This is a genomic window from Actinacidiphila epipremni (assembly GCF_012034175.1).
Taxonomy (GTDB): Bacteria; Actinomycetota; Actinomycetes; order Streptomycetales; family Streptomycetaceae; genus Actinacidiphila; species Actinacidiphila epipremni.
Genome location: NZ_JAATEJ010000015.1, coordinates 73,085 through 90,763, shown reverse-complemented (window position 1 = coordinate 90,763; position 17,679 = coordinate 73,085). Strand labels below are relative to the sequence as shown.

Below are 17,679 nucleotides of genomic sequence, written 5' to 3'. Positions count from 1 at the left end.
CTCAGGCCCGCCGGCGCAGGAACCTCCGGCGTCTGCGGCCCTGTTGACCCCGCAACTCCTCGGTGGCCGCGAGGTTGCCGAGCGCCCACTGCTCCGCCTCGGGATCACCGGTCTCGCGGAAGATGGCAATGGCCGAGGTGTGCGCGGCGACGGCCTCGTCGAAGCGCCCCGTTCCTCGCAGGTCGAAGGCCAGGTTGTCGAGGGCCCAGCCCGCACGGTGCCGGTCTCCGGTGGCCCCGTACAGCTCCACCGCTGCCGTATGCGCGGCGACAGCCTCGGGAAAGCGCCCCACCCCCTGCAGAGCGTTGCCCAGGTTGTTCAGGGCCATGCCCTCGCCGTGCCGGTCGCCCGACGCCCGGCAGATGCGGAGGTCCTCCGTGTGGGCGGCGATGGCTTCGTCGAAGCGCCCCACCGCTCGCAAGGCAAGACCCAGGTTGTTCAGCGCCGTGCCCTCACGGTGACGGTCGCCGGTCTCCCGGTAGATCCCGATCGCCGCGGTGTGCGCGGCAATGGCCTCGTCCAAGCGCCCCACCGCTCGCAGGGCGAGACCCAGGTTGTTCAGCGCCCTGCCTTCGCGGTTGCGTTCGTCGAGCTCGCGGTAGATGCCGACCGCCGTGGTGTGCGCCGTGACGGCCTCGTCGTAACGCCCCACGTCCAGCAAGGCGTTGCCGAGGTTGTTGAGCGCTATTCCCTCGCCGAGACGATTACCGGCTTCGCGGTAGATGTCGGCCACCGCGGTGAGCGCGGTGACCGCCTCGGCGGATCGTCGCGCCTCGTGCAGGGAGTTGCCCAGGTTGTTCAGAGCGATGCATTCGCCGTCGCGGTCCCCGTTCTCCCGGGAGGTCTCGGCAGCCAGGCCGTGGGCGGCGATGGCCTCGTCGAAACGACGCCGTTCACCGAGGTAGTTGGCCAGGCAGGAGGCCAGATGCGCGGTGGTGGGGCTCGGGTGGGTGCGGATGGCCGTCAGCAGGTTGTCGCATTCGGCGTCGAACCAGGCCAGTGCTGCGGCGCGGTCCGCGAACACGTCGGGGACGGGGGTGCCGGGGAGGGCCCGGAGGTGGTCGTCGGCCTGGTCGGCCGTGACGGCGTAGTACCCGAGCAGGCGGACAACGGCTTCGGCGTCGGCGGTCAGGGTGTCCTCGTCGGCGATGTACGCGTTGTGGTCGCGTACGAGGTCGTGCAGGGACCAGCGGCTGCCTGTGGGGCTGGAGGCGTGGGTCAGCAGATGCGCGCGGGTCAGGTCGCGGAGGGCGTCCAGGACGGCGGGCTGCGGCTCGCCCGCGAGGGCGATCGCGGCCGGGAGGCCGATGTCGGGGCCGGGGGAGATCGCCAGGAGGTGGAGAAGGCGGCGGTGGGTGGGGGCGAGCAGGTGGTGGGAGAGGTCGAAGGTCGCGCGGAGGGCGCGCTGCGTGCCGGTCAGATGGGTGTACGCGTCGATCGCGTCGATACGGGACCTGCGGGCCTGCAACTCGGCCAGGAGGCCGGGGATCGACTGGCCGGGGTCCAGCACGAGGACCGCCGCGCTGATGCGCAACGCCAGGGGCAGCCCGCCGCACCAGGCGGCGAGGTCGCGGGCGGCCTCGGGGGTGTCGTGGGCGCGGGTGTCGCCCGGGCGGGCGGCGTCCAGGGTCGCGCGGAGCAGCTCCACGCCCGCCTCGGGGGCGAGCGTTTCGAGGTCGATGAGGCGGGCGCCGAGGTCGGGGTGGGTGTGCCGGGAGGTCACGAGCAGGCGGTGCCGGTCCCCCGCCGGGAGCAGCGGGCGGATTTGGTCGGAGGACGACGCGTTGTCCGCGACGATCAGCACCCGCCGCTCCTCCCGGCCCAGAGCGCTCAGCACGGAATTCAGCATCCCCGCACGCTCGTTGGCCGCGGTCGGGATGTCCTCCGCCGGGACGCGTAACGTCCGCAGGAGAACGTCCAGCGCCTGGTGGGCGGTGAGCGGATCGGGGTCGTAGCCGCGCAGGTCCACGAAGACGACGTCCGTGAACCAGCCGAGCCGGTACGCGTGGTGCGCGGCGTGCAGGGCGAGGGCCGTCTTGCCGACGCCGCCCAGCCCGGCCACCGCGCCGACCACCACCGCCGCGGGCCCGGCGGCCTCCTCCGCGGGCCGCAGCACCGCCCGTACGAGGTCGGCCTCCGCCTCACGCCCGACGAAGACCGCCGGCGCGGCCGGGAGCGCCACGACCGGGCCCGGCTTCTGCGGCGGCGGCGCCGCGTAATAGTGCATCCCGCCCTGGACGCTGTGCGCGGCCACGCTCTGCCCGGCGGCGCTGACGCTGGTGGACCCGGCAGGCACACCCGGCCCCGCAGGGCTCGGCGGAGTACCCATCGCGACCCCCTCCCACGCGGCCCACCCGACACCGCGACATTAGCCCGGACGCCGCCCCGCACGGCCCCGGACGCGGCAAACCGGCCCCGGTCTCCGCATCCGCCCACCGGGCCGCACACCCGCCGACCACCGGCCAACCACCGACCCCGCACCGGACCGCGCGCCCACCCCCGCACACCGGCCGCGCACCCACCGCCGACCGCCGGCCCCACGCCCGCCGCCGCAGGCCCGCCGCGCACCGGCCGTGCATCCGCCACCCCCGTAAGAGATAAATGTGCCCATGGACTCCACCCTCACCGACGCCTACCTCCGCCGGATCGGCGCGCGGCGGCCCGCCGTCGCGTCCGCGGGCGCCCTGCGCGAGCTGCACGTGCGGCACCTGCTCACCGTGCCGTTCGAGAACCTGTCGATCCACCTCGGGCAGGACATCGCCCTGACCGAGCCCGCCCTGCTCGACAAGGTCGTGACCGCCCACCGCGGTGGCTTCTGCTACGAACTGGGCGGCGCCTTCGCCGCGTTGCTGCGCTCGCTCGGCTTCGGCGTGGATCTGCTGGCCGCCCGCGTGTTCGGGGAGGGCGGTGAACTCGGGCCGCCGTACGACCACATGGCGCTGCGGGTCACGACGGCGGAGGGCGGCGGGGCGTGGCTGGCGGATGTCGGGTTCGGGCGGCACAGCAGCTATCCGCTCGACTACGGCAGCCGCGAGGAGCAGCCGGACCCCGGCGGTGTGTTCCGGATCGCGCAGGCGCCGGACGGCGACCTGGACGTCCTCCAGGACGGCGCCCCCGTCTACCGGCTGGAGCAACGCCCGCGTGCGCTCGGCGACTTCGCGGCGACGTGCTGGTACCAGCGCACCTCGCCCGCCTCGCACTTCCGGCAGTCGCTGGTGTGCTCGCGCATGACCCCGGACGGCCGGGTCACCCTCAGCGGGCGCAAGCTCGTCGTCACCGGCGGCGAAGGGCAGCGCGAGGAGCGCGAGTTGACCTCGCCGGCGGACGTACTGGCCGCGTACCGCGAGCACTTCGGCATCGACCTGGACCGCGAGCCGGTCGTCGCCCCGCTCTGACCGGGGGTGCCGTCCGCGCTCAGACGCCCCAGTCCGCCCGCAGCCGGGCGAAGAACTCGTGGAAGTCCGGGAAGGTCTTCTTCACGCACGACGGGTCGTCGAAGGTCGTGCCCGGGGTGCGCAGGCCCGCGACGGCGAAGCTCATGGCCATGCGGTGGTCGCCGTGGCAGGCGATCTCGACCGGCGCGGGGGTGCCGGGGTGGATCTCGATCCAGTCGGGGCCGGTCTCGACGGTGACGCCCTGCGCGCGCAGGTTCTGCGCGCACGCCTCCAGCCGGTCGCACTCCTTCACCCGGGTGTTGTAGACGTCCTCGATACGGACCGGGCCGTCGGCGAAGGGGGCGATCGCGGCGAGGGTGGGCATCGTGTCGGAGATGTCGCGCATGTTGACGGTCACGCCGGCCAGGCGGCCCGTGCCGGTGACGGTCGTCGCGTCCGGGCCGATCTCGACCTCGGCTCCCATCCGGCGCAGCACCTCGACGAACCGGAGGTCGCCCTGGAGCGCGCCCCGGCCGAGCCCGGGGACGGTCGCGGTGCGGCCGGCGAGCGCGGCGGCGGCGAAGACGTAGCTGGCGGCGGAGGCGTCGGGCTCGACGGCGTAGTCGGCGGGGCGGTAGCCGCCGGGCGGGACGACGAAGGTGTCGCCCTCGCGGGTGACCTCGACGCCGAAGCCGCGCATCATCGCCAGGGTGATCTCGACGTAGGGGACGGAGACGATGCCGGTCACCCGGATGCGCAGGCCTTCCGCGGTGAGCGGGCCGGTCATGAGCAGGGCGGTGAGGAACTGCGAGGAAAGGCTCGCGTCCAGCTCGACGTCGCCGCCCTTGATGCCGGCCGCCCGTACGGTCAGCGGCAGCCGGCCGGCCTCCCCGTCGTGCATGAGGTCCACGCCGAGGGCGAGCAGCGCGCCGGTGAGCGGGGCGACGGGGCGGCGGCGCATCTGGGCCGAGGCGTCGAAGCGGTAGGTGCCGCGGTGGCCGGCGGCGGCGAGGGCGGGCAGGAAGCGGGCGGCGGTGCCGGCGTCGCGGCACTGGACGTCGGCGGCGGGCGCGGGCGGCCCGGCGGGGCTGCCGGTGATGCGCCAGGCGTCCGGGTCCGTACGGTCGACGCCGTAGCCGAGGGCGGCCAGGCCCGCCGCGAAGCCGTCGGTGTCGTCCGACAGCAGCGGCCTGCGCAGTACGCTCTCGCCGCCGGCCGCGGCGGCGAGGAACAACGCGCGGGCCGTCACGGACTTTGACCCTGGTACGGCGACGATCACTGCTGGCCTCCCGTGCTCTCCGGGCCACTCCCCCGGGCCGGGCGCGCTCCCGCCCGGCCCCGCGATCCTACGGCGCCGGGACCGCCGGGCCACCGGGCGACCACGCCTCGGACCACCCCGCGAACCCGCCGGACAAGGTTCGGGACATGACGGGACCCGGGCGATATGTCCGGTCCATTCGTTCAGGAGTTGATGACAGCGCCATGGCCGGACGCCCAACGCCCGGCCACGAAACCGTAACGTTCACCAGCGCACCCACCGTAACGCTCACCAGCGCACCCTCAGCCGCGTCGGCCCGCGCATGAGCAGCCCCGGCCGCCAGTCCAGCGGCTCGGGCACCAGCGCCAGGCCCGGGGCACGGGCCAGCAGCGACGGGATGGCGATCCTGGCCTCCATCCGGGCCAGCGGGGCGCCCAGGCAGTAGTGGATGCCGTGGCCGAAGGCGATATGGCCCTGTGCGGGGCGCCGGATGTCGAAGGTGTCGGGTTCGGGGAAGCGCTGCGGGTCGCGGTCGGCGCCGGCCAGCGCGACGAGCACCGGCTCGCCCTGCGCGATGGGCGTGCCGGCGATCGTGAGCGGTTCGCGGGCGAAGCGCCAGGTCGTGGTCTCCACCGGGCCGTCGTAGCGCAGCATCTCCTCCACCGCGCCGTCGATCAGCTCCGGCCGGGCGCGCAGCGCGGCGAGCTGGTCGGGGTGCCGCAGCAGGGCCAGCACGCCGTTGCTGATCAGGTTGACCGTGGTCTCGTGGCCGGCGACCAGCAGCAGGAAGGCCATGCCGACCAGTTCGTCGGGCGAGAGCCGGTCGCCGTCCTCGTACCGCGTCCTGATCAGGGCGCTCAGCAGGTCGTCGCCCGGGCCGCTGCACCGCTTGTCCTCGATGAGCCCGGTCAGGTAGTGCGACATGGCCTCGAAGGCGGCGGCCTCGGATTCGGGGGTGCCGGCGACGATGTCGTTGGACCAGCCGCGGAAGCTCTTGCGGTCCAGGTCCGGGACGCCCAGCAGCTCGCAGATGACCGTCATGGGCAGCGGGAAGGCGAGCGCCTCGACGAGGTCGGCGACCGGCTCGCGCAGCGCCGCGTCCAGCAGTTCGTCGGTGACGGCCTGGATACGGGGCTGCAGGGCCGCGACCCGGCGGGTGGTGAACTCGCGGGCGACCAGGCGGCGCAGCCGGGTGTGGACGGGTGCGTCGGCGTCCAGCATGTTGGACATCGCCGGCGGGAAGTAGGTGCCCTCCTCGGCGAGCGAGCGGAAGTTCTTGGCCAGCCGCGGGTCGGCGAGCGCCGCGCGGGCGGCCTCGTGGCCGACGACGAGCCAGAACTCCCCGGTGTCGGTGGCCTTGACCCGGTGCACCGGGCCCTTGTCCCGCAGCCGGGCGTAGGTGGCGTAGGGATTCTCGGTGAAGGTCTCGCCGGACAGTTCCTCGATGTCTGCCATGTGCTGCCCCCTCGGGCGGCTCCCGGGGCCGCGCGCCGTGCCGCCGCGCCCCTGGCACCGCTCCTCGTGCGTGCCGTTGTGCCGTGAGAACGCCGCTCCCCGGCGGGCGGTTCCGCGGTGGGGCCCGGGTCACCCGAAATCGGCCGGAAAGCGTCAGGCGGCCAGCCGGTCCAGCAGCTCGGCCAGCCGCTTGCTCACCGTGAGGCGGTCGCCCTCGGTCAGGGCCGAGCCCATCCCGACGGCGACGGCTCCGGCGGCGATCCACTCGGGGGCGGCGCCGAGCGTGACGCCGCCGATGGGGATGACGGCGGCCTGCGGCAGTATCGCGCGCAGGTCGGAGATCCAGCGCGGGCTCATGGTGGCGGCCGGGTAGAGGGTGAGCGCGTCGGCGCCCAGCTCCATGGCGCGGACCGCCTCGGTGGGGGTGGCGACGCCGGGGAAGACGGGCACGCCGTAGCGGTGGCCGGTGCGCAGCACGCCCTCGTCGAGGTTGGGGGCGAGCAGGAAGCGCGCCCCGGCGTCGATGGCCAGCCGCGCCGAGACCGCGTCGATCACCGTGCCGGCGCCGATGACGGCGTCGTCGCCGACCTCGCGGACCAGCGTGGTGACGGCTTCCAGCGCGTAAGGGGTGGTGAGTGAGATCTCCAGGGTGGTGAGGCCGGCCGACAGCAGCGTGTCGGCGGTGGCCGCGGCCTCGTCGTAGGTCTCGCTGCGGATCGTGGCGAAGACCCGCTGTGCGAGCGCGGCCCGGGTGGTCTCCCAGCGGTACACGGGGGATCGCGGTCCTTCCTGACAGTGCTGCACGGTGCTGCCCGGTGGTGCGGTGGGTGGAGGCCGCGCTCAGACGCTACCCGGCGGCCGGGGGGCGTCCGCCGCTCGTTACGGGAGCTGTCACCGCACCGTGATACGAGCGGGGCAAGCCCCCTTCGGGTCCCGTCCCGGCGGCCCCCTCTTCTGCGGTTCTCCTGCAGTTCTTCTGCGGTTCTTCTGTGGTTCTCCTGCGGTGTCAGCCGGCGTGGGTGGAGAACAGGCCGCCGGTCGGGCCCTGCTTGTCGCCGCCCTGGGACTTCTTGAGCGCGTTGGCCAGGCCCTCGATGGTCATGGACTGCAGGATCACCCGTCCGTTGCCCTCCAGGGTGGCCAGCGACAGGCCCTCGCCGCCGAAGACGGCGTTCATGATGCCCTGGCGGTTGAGGCCGCCAATGCGCTGGACGCCGTAGTGGATGCCCTCCTCAAAGGCGACGATGCAGCCGGTGTCGACCTCGATACGGCCGCCGAAGTCGGCCGGGTTGAGGTCGATGAAGTTGCCGGCGCCGGCGATGATCACCGTGCCGTGGCCGGTGAACTTCTCCAGGATGAAGCCCTCGCCGCCGCTCATGCCCTGCCGCCCGCCGGCGAAGGCGATACCGAACTGCACGGTCTCCTCGGCGGCGACGAAGGCGTCCTTCTCGGCGAACCAGGCGCGCGATCCGGACAGCTCCAGGGCGCGCATCTCGCCGGGCAGCACGCCCGCGAAGCCGACGGTGCCCTCGCCGCCGGCGGCGGTGAAGTACTGGAAGGCCAGCGACTCGCCGGCCAGCGCCCGCTGGCCGACCTGCATGGCGGTGCCCATGGCCTGCCGCAGGAAGCCGCCCATGCCGGCGCCCCCCGCACCCCCGGCGCCGCCGCCCTGGCCGCCGGCGCCCGCGTTACGGGTGCCGGGGCCGCCGAGGCGGGTCTCCATGGTCACGTTGGCGGTCTTGAACAGGAACTTCCCGGCCTCGCAGTAGACCGTCTGCCCCGGGTTGAGGGTGCAGACGGCCATCTGCATGGCGTTGCCGACGATCTGCTGCTGCAGGGTCACAGCGGTACTCCTAGGGACGAGCGGGCCGAAAGGGGCGAAACCGGAGCGGTTCGCACCTCCCGGTCAACGTACCGCCCGGGCGATCCGGTTCCGCACCGGGACCGGGGGCTCGCCGGCCCGGTCGGCGTCTCCTTGCGCCGGCAGCCGTACCGTACGCTCTCCGCCGGTGTCCAGGAAGCGGGCCAGCGGCAGGGTCGCGGCGCCCACGGTGACCGCGTCGGTGCCGAGCCGGCCGAGCTCGATGGAGGTCTGCGCGCACGGGTGGCGCAGCGCGTACGCGGCGGCGACCTCCCGGACGGTGGGCAGGACGCGCGGGCCGAGCATGAGCCCGGCCCAGCCGCCGATCACGATGCGGTGCGGGTTGAACAGGTTGATCAGGTCGGCGATGCCCGCGCCCAGGTACTCGGCGGCCTCGGCCAGCAGCGCCTCGGCCTCCGGGTCGGTGTCGGCGGCGGCGAGCAGCGCGGCCAGCGCGGTCTCCTCGCTGACGCCCTCGGGCGAGCCGGGCCAGCGGCCGAGCAGCGCCTCGGCGCCGACATACGCCTCCAGGCAGCCGCGCGAGCCGCAGCGGCAGGTGCGCCCGCCGACCCGCAGCGTGGTGTGGCCCCACTCGCCGGCGCTGCTGCTGGCGCCGTGGTAGGGCTTGCCGTCGGTGACGACGCAGGCGCCGACGCCGGAGCCGATGAGGGCGATCACGACGTTGTCCGAGCCGCGCCCGGCGCCGAACCACATCTCGGCCTGGCCGAGGGTCTTGGCGCCGTTGTCGACGAACAGCGGCAGCGCGGTGCCGGCCCGCAGCAGCCGGCCGAGCGGCACGGCGTCCCAGCCGATGGTCTGGCCGTGCACGACGATGCCCTCTCCGTCGCCGGGCAGGGCGTCCGGTGCGCGATTGTGGGCGACGATGCCGGGGACGCCGATGCCGACGCCGAGGACCTCGCTGTCGTCGATGCCGGCCTCGCGCACCACCGTCTCGATGCCGTCGAGCACCAGCCGTACGACATGGTCGACATCGTGGCCGCTGTCGGACAACGGCAGGTCGGCGGAGGCCCGTTCGGTGAGCGCGAGGTCGAACAGCTCGACCCTGACCCGGGTTTCGCCGACGTCGACGCCGACGACATAGCCGTATCCGGGGGCGACCTGGAGCAGCATGCGGGGGCGTCCGCCGTCGGACTCGACGGCGCCGGCCTCCTCGACCATGCCGTCCGCGATCAACTCTCCAACGACGTTGCTGATCGAGCCCGCGGACAGGCCGGTGTCCCGGCCGAGCTCCTGGCGGCTGAGGGGACCTTCGAAATACAAATGACGCAGAAGCGATGCACGGTTGCCGCGCCGCAGGTCACGGACGGTGCGCTTGCCTCGCTCAGCCATCGAGTCTCCCTCCCGGGGGGTCCGGCGTGAATCTATCGCTGCACAGGGTCTTGACGCCACCTTTTCTCACAAGTTAAATCACGGCCTGAATTAAGGCACAGGCGCTGTTCACTTCCTGAAGCGATCCCACCCCCTGAGAGGGAACCGTTATGCGCACCAGCACCTCCAGCAGACTCCTCGCGGCCACCGCCCTCGTGGCCGCGCTCGGTCTGACCCTCGCCGCCTGCGGTGGCGGGGGCGACGACGACAGCAAGGGCAGCGGCGGCGGCGGCAAGTCCGGCGACAGCCTGAGCGGCCAGACCATCACGTACTGGGCCTCCAACCAGGGCACCAGCATCGATGCCGACAAGAAGACGCTGGCCGCCGAGACGGCCAAGTTCACCCAGCAGACCGGCATCAAGGTCAAGGTCGAGGTCATCGGCTGGGCGGACCTGCTCAACCGCATCCTGGCGGCGGCCACCTCGGGTCAGGGCCCGGACGTCCTCAACATCGGCAACACCTGGTCGGCCTCCCTCCAGGCCACCGGCGCCCTCATGCCGTGGGACGACGCCGCCTTCCAGACCATCGGCGGCAAGGACCGGTTCGCGCCGGCCGCGATCGCCTCCGCCGGTGCGGCCGGCCAGGACCCGGCCGCGGTGCCGCTGTACTCGATGGCGTACGGCCTGTACTACAACAAGAAGATGTTCGCCGACGCGGGCATCGCCAACCCGCCGACCACGTGGGACGAGCTGGTCACCGACGCGACCAAGCTCACCAAGGACGGCAAGTACGGCCTCGCGGTCGAGGGCGCCAACGGCGCCGAGAACATCCACCACGTCTTCGTCCTGGCCAAGCAGCGCGGCGCCAACTGGTTCGACGACCAGGGCAAGCCGACCTTCACCGGCCCGCAGCAGGTCGCGGCGGTCAAGCAGTACGTCGACTTCATCGCCAAGGACAAGGTCGCCGCCAAGGGCGACGCCGAGTACGACCAGAACCAGACCATCACCGACTTCGCCACCGGCAAGGCCGCGATGATGATGTGGCAGTCGGCCGCCCCGGCGATCAAGTCGCACGGCATGACGCAGGACCAGTACGGCGTCGTCCCCGTCCCGACGCTGACCGCGGGCGCCACCGGTGACGCGGGCGTGACCTCGATGGTGGCCGGCATCAACATCGCCATCTTCAAGGACACCAGCCACAAGGAGGCCGCCGAGGCCTTCGTGAAGTTCATGACCAGCACCGACGAGCAGAAGGCGCTCAACGGCACCTACGGCTCGATCCCGCCGGTCGTCGAGGCGCAGAGCGACCCGGCCTTCCAGACCCCGGACCTGAAGGTCCTGGCGAGCGTGCTGCAGAAGTCGGCCGCCCCGCTGCCGCAGGTCGCGCACGAGAGCGAGTTCGAGAACCTTGTCGGCCCCGCCGTCAAGAGCCTGTTCGCCGACGCCGCTGCCGGCAAGGCCGTCACGGACGACTCCGTCAAGGCCGCGCTGACCAAGGCGCAGCAGCAGATGCCTCAGTAAGGATCGGCTCTCCCCCATGACTGCCACCGCCCCCGCGAGGCGCGTGCCCGAAGCCGGCCCCGACAGCGGAAAGCCCGCTGCCGGCGGCCGGCTCCGGCCGCGTTTCATCGAACGGATCCGCCGCGGCGGACTTCCGTACCTGCTGCTGCTGCCCGCCGTGATCGCCGAGCTGCTGATCCACATCGTGCCGATGTTCTTCGGCATCCTGATCAGCTTCAAGAACCTCACGCTGTTCTACATCCACCACTGGAACAGCGCGCCCTGGGCGGGCTTCGACAACTACAAGACCGCCGTCAAGATCCACCAGCCCATCGGCCAGGAGCTACTGCACTCGTTCTGGGTGACGCTGAGCTACACGCTGCTGTCCGTGGGCGCGTCCTGGCTGCTCGGCATCGCCGCCGCGATCCTGCTCCAGGACAAGTTCCGTGGCCGCGGCCTGATCCGTACCGTCTTCCTGGTGCCGTACGCGCTCCCGGCGTACGCGGCGCTGATCACCTGGACGTTCATGTTCCAGCAGGACACCGGTCTGGTGAACCACGTCCTGCACGACCAGCTGCACATCACCTCCGACAAGTCGTTCTGGCTCATCGGCCAGAACAGCTTCTGGTCGATGGTGATCGTGTCGGTGTGGAAGTCCTGGCCGTTCGCCTTCCTGGCGCTGATGGCCGGCCTGCAGAACGTGCCGCGCGAGCTGTACGAGGCCGCCGCCATGGACGGCGCCGGCGTCTGGCAGCAGATCAGGAAGATCACCCTGCCGGCGCTGCGCCCGGTCAACCAGGTGATCGTCCTGGTGCTGTTCCTGTGGACGTTCAACGACTTCAACACGCCGTTCGTCATGTTCGGCCAGAACCCGCCGCGTCAGGCGGACCTGATCTCCATCCACATCTACCAGTCCTCGTTCATCAACTGGAACTTCGGTTCGGGCTCGGCGATGTCCGTGCTCCTGCTGCTCTTCCTGCTCGTGGTGACCGCGATCTACCTGCTGGTCACGTCCAGGGGACGGAGTGAGAGCGATGTCTAGGTTCTCCGAGCAGCCCTCTCCCATGGCGCAGCCGAAGTCCTTCCTGTGGACCCGGCGGATCGTGCTGACGCTGCTGCTGGCCTTCGTGCTGATACCCGTGTACGTGATGGCGAGCTCGTCGCTCAAGAGCCTGCAGGACGTGCAGGGTTCCTTCGAGTGGATCCCGCACAGCCTGACGGTCAAGCCGTACGTGGACATCTGGAAGACGATCCCGCTGGCTCACTACTTCGTGAACTCGCTGATCGTGTGCCTGAGCGCCACCGCCTTCTCGGTGGTGCTGGCGACCTTCGCCGCGTACGCGGTGAGCCGCTACCGCTTCCTGGGCCGCAAGGTCTTCACGGTGACGGTGCTGTCCACGCAGATGTTCCCCGGCATCCTGTTCCTGCTGCCGCTGTACCTGATCTTCGTCAACATCGGCAACAGCACCGGGATCACGCTGAACGGCAGCCGGCTCGGGCTGATCATCACCTACCTCACCTTCTCGCTGCCCTTCTCCATCTGGATGCTGGCCGGCTACTTCGACTCGATCCCGCACGACCTGGACGAGGCGGCGAAGGTGGACGGCTGCGGCCCGATCGGGGCGCTGTTCCGGGTCGTGGTGCCGGCCGCCGTGCCGGGCATCGTGGCCGTGAGCGTGTACGCGTTCATGACGGCCTGGGGCGAAGTGCTGTTCGCGTCGGTGATGACGAACCAGTCGACCCGCACGCTGGCCGTGGGCCTACGCGAATACGCCACCCAGAACGACGTGTACTGGAACCAGGTCATGGCCGCCTCCATCGTGGTGAGCGTGCCAGTCGTCGCCGGATTCCTGCTCCTCCAGCGTTACTTGGTCGCCGGGCTCACCGCCGGCGCGGTCAAGTGACCCTTCCCGAAAGGCAGCTTGTGAACGACCTGAGCGCTCTTCCCGCCGATTTCGTCTGGGGAGCGGCCACCGCCGCGTACCAGATCGAGGGCGCGGTGGACGAGGACGGCCGGGCCCCGTCCATCTGGGACACCTTCTCCCATACCCCCGGCAAGGTCGACGGCGGCGACACCGGCGACGTCGCCTGCGACCACTACCACCGCACGGCCGAGGACATCGGCCTGATGAAGACCCTCGGCCTGGACGCCTACCGCTTCTCGGTCGCCTGGCCCCGGGTCATCCCGCAGGGCTCGGGCGAGGTGAACGCGGCGGGGCTCGCCTTCTACGACAAGCTGGTCGACGACCTGCTGGAGGCGGGCATCACGCCCAACGCCACCCTCTACCACTGGGACCTCCCGCAGGCCCAGCAGGACCGGGGCGGCTGGCCCGAGCGGGACACGGCGGAACGTTTCGGCGAGTACGCGGCCGTGGTCGCGCAGGCGCTGGGCGACCGGGTGAAGAACTGGGCGACGCTCAACGAGCCGCTGTGCTCGGCCTGGATCGGCCATCTGGAGGGCAAGATGGCCCCCGGGTGGACGGACCTGACCGCGGCGGTACGCGCGTCGTACCACCTGCACGTCGGGCACGGCCTGGCCGTGCAGGCGCTGCGGGCGGCGCACTCCGACGTCCAGGTGGGCATCGTCAACAACCTGAGCCCGTGCGAGCCGGCCACCGACCGGGAGGCCGACGTCGCGGCGGCGCGTCGGGCCGACGGCCACACCAACCGCTGGTGGCTGGACCCGATCCACGGCCGGGGCTACCCACAGGACATGGTCGGCCTCTACGGGGTGGAACTGCCCGTCAAGGACGGCGACCTGGAGTCCATCGCGGCTCCGCTGGACTGGCTGGGCCTGAACTACTACTTCCGCAACGTCATCGCCGACGACCCGAGAGGGCCGGCTCCGTACGCCAAGTCGGTGTACCTGCCGGGCGTGCGGCGCACGGCGATGGACTGGGAGGTCAACGCGGACGGCCTGGAGCAGCTGCTGGTCCGGCTGCACGAGGAGTACGCCGTGGGCAAGGTGTTCGTCACCGAGAACGGCTCGGCCTACCGTGACACGGTCGGCCCGGACGGGCAGGTCGACGACCCCGAGCGCGTCCAGTACCTGGAGGAGCACCTGGCGGCGTGCGCCCGCGCGGTCCGCCGCGGGGTGCCGCTGGCCGGCTACTACGCGTGGTCGCTGCTGGACAACTTCGAGTGGGCGTACGGCTACGACAAGCGCTTTGGCCTGGTCCACGTGGACTACGCCACGCAGAAGCGCACGGTCAAGGGCAGCGGGCGGCGGTACGCCGAGATCATCGCGGCCCACCACCGCAAGGCCCGCCGCGCGGCCTGACCCGTACGGCGGTGGTACGAGGGGTGACGTCACCGGTACGCCGGTGCGTCACCCCTCGGCGTCGGTGCGGCCGTGCGCGGCTGCCGGCCGAGTTCGTGCTCGACCGCCTCGCGGAGCGCCGCCAGCGGGGCGGCGAGCCGGCTGACCGAGCCCAGCGCCGCGGCCACCAGCAGCAGGGAGTGGCGCAATTGCTCCGGTGCCGGCGGGCCGCCGGCCTGCCGGCTCAGCTCCGCCAGCTCCTCCTCGGCGACCGCGCGATCGGGTAAAACCGGGCGATATTCCGCCAGTTCACGCTCCAGCCGGGCCACGGCGGCACGTAACGCCGCGCCCGCGCCGGAAGCCGGCCGTACGGCACCCTCGCTGCGGTCCCCGTCGACCACATGCGTCTCCCCCACCACCATGCGCCCCTGCCTCACATGTCCCTCGGGCCCCGGCATCTGACGAGTCTCCGGGGCCGGGGGCGATCAGTAAACGCCTTGGGGCGCAATTGCGCCACATGGTCGGCGAAAGATGCGTCAAAGTTGCCCTGCGGGCCACACGGTGAGGTCGAGGGTCGCGTGGGCGGCGGGGCCGCCGGGGGCGGACAGGACCTGGACGGTCACCAGCGCGGTGGTGCCGTCGACGCCCATGACGCACAGCCGGGAGCCCGTGGTGAGCTGCGAGCGGGGGACGGTCGCGACGAGGTCGCCGCTCTCGGCCCGGCAGCCCTCGCGGGTGCCGGGCTCGTCGGGGGCGAGGAGGGACAGGGCGCCGCGGGTCGGGGCGGCGACGAAGGCGGCGCCGTCGGGGGCGTAGCCGAAGGTGCCGTTCTCCGGGCCGGGGCGGGTCTGGGGCGGGTCGCTCTCCAGGACCAGGCCGTTGCCGGCGGCGAGGGCGACGTCCTGGTAGACCCGGCCGCCCTCGGGGTCGGCGGGGGGCGGGGTGGGGCTCTGCGGGGTGTCCGGGGCGGGGCTTTCGGGGGTCGGGTTTTCGGGGTTGGGGCTTTCCGGGGTGGGGCTTTCCGGGGCCGGCGACGGCTGCTGCTGCGCCGGGGCGGTGGAGGTCGGGGCGGGGGCGCCGGCGGCGTCGTGGGGGGCGCCGACCATGTCGCCGCGGTCGAAGCCGCCGGTCGCGGCGACGACGCCCACGACCGCGGCGCCGACCGCCGCCCACAGGGCGAGGGCTGTCCAGCGGCGGGGCCCCCGCCCGGGCGCCGGGGGCTGCGGGGGCGGGGGTACGGCGATGCCGTGCGGCGGCGTCATCCCGGCGTGGTGGCCGCCCGGCGCGGGGTAGGCGGGCGGCGGTACGGGTGTGCCGGCGGCGGGGGTGGCGGTGGGCGGCGCCGCAGGGGGCGGCGGCGTACCGGCGGCGGGGGTCACGGCGGGCGTCGCTGCGGGCGTCGCGGGCGGGGGCAGCGGCGTACCGGCCGGCGGGGTCGCGCCGGGCGGCAGCGGGGTGCCCTCGGGCGGGGTCGCGTGGGCCGGGAGCGGCGGGGCGGGGTGGGCCGGCCAGGTGCCGGGCGGGGGCAGCGGCGGAAGGGGCGGGGGCAGGGTGAGGAGGGTCTGCAGCGGCATGGGCAGCCAGTGGTCCGGCAGCCGGCCGTGGCCTGCCTGCGCGCACAGCGAGATGATCTGGGCCGGCGAGGGCCGCAGCGCCGGGTCCTTGATCAGGCAGCGGGTCACGATCTCCCGCAGCTCGCCCGGCAGTTCGGACAGGTCGGGCTCCTCGGCGAGGGTGCGGCCCGCGCCGAAGGGGGCCGGGCCGAAGGGCGCGGTGCCGATCGCGGCGTACGCGGCGAGCTGGCCGAGCGCGAAGACGTCGGTGGCCGGTACGGGCGGCTTGTCGGCGGCCTGCTCCGGTGAGGAGAACGCCGGGATGCCGGGCGCGTCGGCAGCCGCGCGGGTCACGCCGTAGCCGGTGACGCGCGGCCCGTCCGCGGCGAGCAGCACCGTGCCGGGCCCGAGCCCGGCGTGCACGACGCCGGCGTGGTGCACCGCCCGCAGCGCCTCGGCGACGCCCGCGACCAGCCGCAGCACCGCGGGCACCGGCAGCGCCCGCCCTGTGTCGCTGACGGCGGCGTGCAGCGTGAGCGCGGGTACGTATCCCGAGGCGAGCCAGTAGCGGGCGCCGTCGTGGCCGCTGCCGAGCACCGGAAGCGTGTACGGGCCGCTGACCCGGCGTACCGCCTGCACGTCGTGCGCGAAGGCGGCGGGGAAGCCGGAGCGGGCGGCGAGTTCGGGCCGCACCGCGGTGAGGCTGACGGGCCGGCCGTCGGGCGCGTACGCGAGGTAGACCGGGCCGAGCGAGCCGACGCCGAGCCGGGCGGCGATGCGGTGCCCGCCGATCTGCGCCGGGTCGTCCGGCGTGAGCGGCTGGTACAGCGGCCCCGGCTGGCCGGGCTGACCCGGGTGGCCGAGGTGACCGGCGGCGCCGAGCCGGCCGCCGGTGTGCTGAGCGCCCATCAGTCCCCGTTCCTCGGGCCCGGAGGGCGTCCGGCCGATCGCGTACGCCGGTCCCGCCGCGCGGGCGGACGGCGCCGTCAGCCGGAAACCCCGTGCAGGGTGTCGTACGGACGAGCCCGCCGACGCCGCGTGCGGGCCTGCCCGAGGTGTCGGCCGGGCCGGTCGGCGCGGGCACGCCCTCGTACCGCCCCTCCCGGTCCCTGGCCAGACGATACCGGAACACACCCCGCGGGCTGCGGCCTGTTCCCCGGCGGGCGGGCGCGCGGTATGCAGAGGGGATGGACACACGGAGCGAAGTGGCGGGGCTGCTGCTTGCGGCCGGGGGCGGGCGGCGGCTGGGCGGGCGCCCGAAGGCGCTGCTGCCGTACGGGGGGCGGCCGTTGGTGGAGCACGCGGTGCGGGCGCTGCGGGAGGGCGGCTGCGCGACGGTGCATGTGGTGCTGGGCGCGGCGGCGGCCGACATACGGGTGGCGGCCGACCTCGCGGACTGCGTGCTGGTGGACAACCCGCACTGGCCGGACGGCATGGGCTCCTCGCTGCGCGCGGGCCTGGCCTCGCTGGCCGCCGCCGCCCCGCGCCCCGCCGCGGCGGTGGTGACGCTGGTCGACCAGCCCCTGGTCGGCCCCGCGGCGGTGGCCCGCGTGCTCGCGGCGGCCCGCGCGGGCGACGACCTCCTGTCCGCACTGGCCTCGGCGGCGTACGGCGACCAGCGCGACCACCCGATCCTGATCGGCGCGGCCCGCTGGCCGGGCCTGGCCGCCTCCACGGGCGACGACCGCGGCGCCCGCACCTACCTGCGCACGCACGTCGAACACACCCTCCTGGTCCCCTGCGCGGACATCGCCGACCCCCTGGACCTCAACACCCCCGCCGACCTCCGCCTCCTCCCGGCGGCCCGCTGAACCTCCAGCCCTGAGCAGGAGCCGTCGACCTCCCGCACGAGCTGCCCTCGACGCGCCGGGGAGCGCGACGCCTGCGGAGCCCGGCCGGGACGCCTCCCTGCGTCAGCCCGCCGCCCCCGGAGCCACGCCCTTGCGCCCTCGGAAGACCCTCACCACCGGGTCGACGGCGCGTAGCCCCCACGGCTCCACCGTGCCGCCGCAGAGCCCGGCGAAGAACTGGACCGCGCCGCCTGTCGGCCCTGCGCGACGGTGAGCAGGTCCGGGCCCTGCGGCAGATCGT

At 73.3% G+C, this 17,679-nt stretch carries 14 protein-coding genes; 6 read left to right on the top strand and 8 right to left on the bottom strand.

Annotation, left to right across the window (positions count from 1 at the left end; all coding sequences use genetic code 11):
- Position 1: 1 nt before the first annotated feature.
- On the bottom strand, positions 2-2,296 hold the full coding sequence (locus HCN08_RS18925) for a tetratricopeptide repeat protein (protein WP_167984318.1): 2,295 nt from the start codon (positions 2,294-2,296) through the stop codon (positions 2-4).
- Positions 2,297-2,609: 313 nt separating this feature from the next.
- Here HCN08_RS18925 and HCN08_RS18920 point away from each other — a divergent pair, with 313 nt between their 5' ends.
- Entirely contained in the window at positions 2,610-3,395 is a 786-nt protein-coding gene (locus HCN08_RS18920; protein ID WP_167984317.1) for an arylamine N-acetyltransferase family protein, read from the top strand.
- 19 nt (positions 3,396-3,414) lie between these two features.
- Here the strand turns inward: HCN08_RS18920 and aroA are convergent, their stop codons facing one another.
- The 5 genes from aroA to HCN08_RS18895 form a co-directional block, all read right to left on the bottom strand.
- A complete protein-coding gene (gene aroA, locus HCN08_RS18915; protein ID WP_167984316.1) occupies positions 3,415-4,653 on the bottom strand; it encodes a 3-phosphoshikimate 1-carboxyvinyltransferase in 1,239 nt (412 codons plus the stop codon).
- Positions 4,654-4,920: 267 nt separating this feature from the next.
- A complete protein-coding gene (locus HCN08_RS18910; RefSeq protein WP_167984315.1) occupies positions 4,921-6,087 on the bottom strand; it encodes a cytochrome P450 family protein in 1,167 nt (388 codons plus the stop codon).
- A gap of 153 nt (positions 6,088-6,240) precedes the next feature.
- Positions 6,241-6,858, bottom strand: coding sequence for a bifunctional 4-hydroxy-2-oxoglutarate aldolase/2-dehydro-3-deoxy-phosphogluconate aldolase (locus tag HCN08_RS18905; protein ID WP_167984314.1), 618 nt, complete (start codon positions 6,856-6,858; stop codon positions 6,241-6,243).
- Between the two features lie 235 nt (positions 6,859-7,093).
- Positions 7,094-7,930: an AIM24 family protein gene (locus HCN08_RS18900; protein ID WP_167984313.1), complete on the bottom strand. Its 837-nt coding sequence runs from the start codon at positions 7,928-7,930 to the stop codon at positions 7,094-7,096.
- Positions 7,931-7,993: 63 nt separating this feature from the next.
- Positions 7,994-9,298 (bottom strand): ROK family transcriptional regulator, encoded by a 1,305-nt coding sequence (locus HCN08_RS18895; protein ID WP_167984312.1) that lies wholly within the window; start codon positions 9,296-9,298, stop codon positions 7,994-7,996.
- 149 nt (positions 9,299-9,447) lie between these two features.
- On the opposite strand from HCN08_RS18895, the gene HCN08_RS18890 reads away from it, so the two are divergent.
- Genes HCN08_RS18890 through HCN08_RS18875 form a run of 4 tightly spaced genes read left to right on the top strand, consistent with a single transcriptional unit; the run spans position 9,448 to position 14,056 of the window.
- Positions 9,448-10,797 carry an ABC transporter substrate-binding protein gene (locus tag HCN08_RS18890; RefSeq protein WP_167984311.1) on the top strand — a complete coding sequence of 450 codons (1,350 nt, stop codon included), beginning with the start codon at positions 9,448-9,450 and terminating at the stop codon, positions 10,795-10,797.
- Positions 10,798-10,813: 16 nt separating this feature from the next.
- On the top strand, positions 10,814-11,818 hold the full coding sequence (locus tag HCN08_RS18885; protein ID WP_167984310.1) for a carbohydrate ABC transporter permease: 1,005 nt from the start codon (positions 10,814-10,816) through the stop codon (positions 11,816-11,818).
- On the top strand, positions 11,811-12,680 hold the full coding sequence (locus HCN08_RS18880) for a carbohydrate ABC transporter permease (protein WP_167984309.1): 870 nt from the start codon (positions 11,811-11,813) through the stop codon (positions 12,678-12,680). Before HCN08_RS18885 ends, HCN08_RS18880 begins: the two co-directional genes overlap by 8 nt.
- A 20-nt stretch (positions 12,681-12,700) precedes the next feature.
- Positions 12,701-14,056 (top strand): GH1 family beta-glucosidase, encoded by a 1,356-nt coding sequence (locus HCN08_RS18875; protein ID WP_167984308.1) that lies wholly within the window; start codon positions 12,701-12,703, stop codon positions 14,054-14,056.
- Between the two features lie 29 nt (positions 14,057-14,085).
- Here the strand turns inward: HCN08_RS18875 and HCN08_RS35490 are convergent, their stop codons facing one another.
- On the bottom strand, positions 14,086-14,457 hold the full coding sequence (locus tag HCN08_RS35490) for a DUF5955 family protein (protein WP_240970222.1): 372 nt from the start codon (positions 14,455-14,457) through the stop codon (positions 14,086-14,088).
- Between the two features lie 114 nt (positions 14,458-14,571).
- The gene (locus HCN08_RS18865; protein WP_167984307.1) at positions 14,572-16,497 is read right to left on the bottom strand and encodes a serine/threonine-protein kinase; all 1,926 of its coding nucleotides are present in this window, start codon (positions 16,495-16,497) and stop codon (positions 14,572-14,574) included.
- 278 nt (positions 16,498-16,775) lie between these two features.
- Here HCN08_RS18865 and HCN08_RS18860 point away from each other — a divergent pair, with 278 nt between their 5' ends.
- Positions 16,776-17,399, top strand: a complete 624-nt coding sequence (locus tag HCN08_RS18860) for a nucleotidyltransferase family protein (RefSeq protein ID WP_167984306.1) — start codon at positions 16,776-16,778, stop codon at positions 17,397-17,399.
- Positions 17,400-17,679 lie beyond the last annotated feature (280 nt).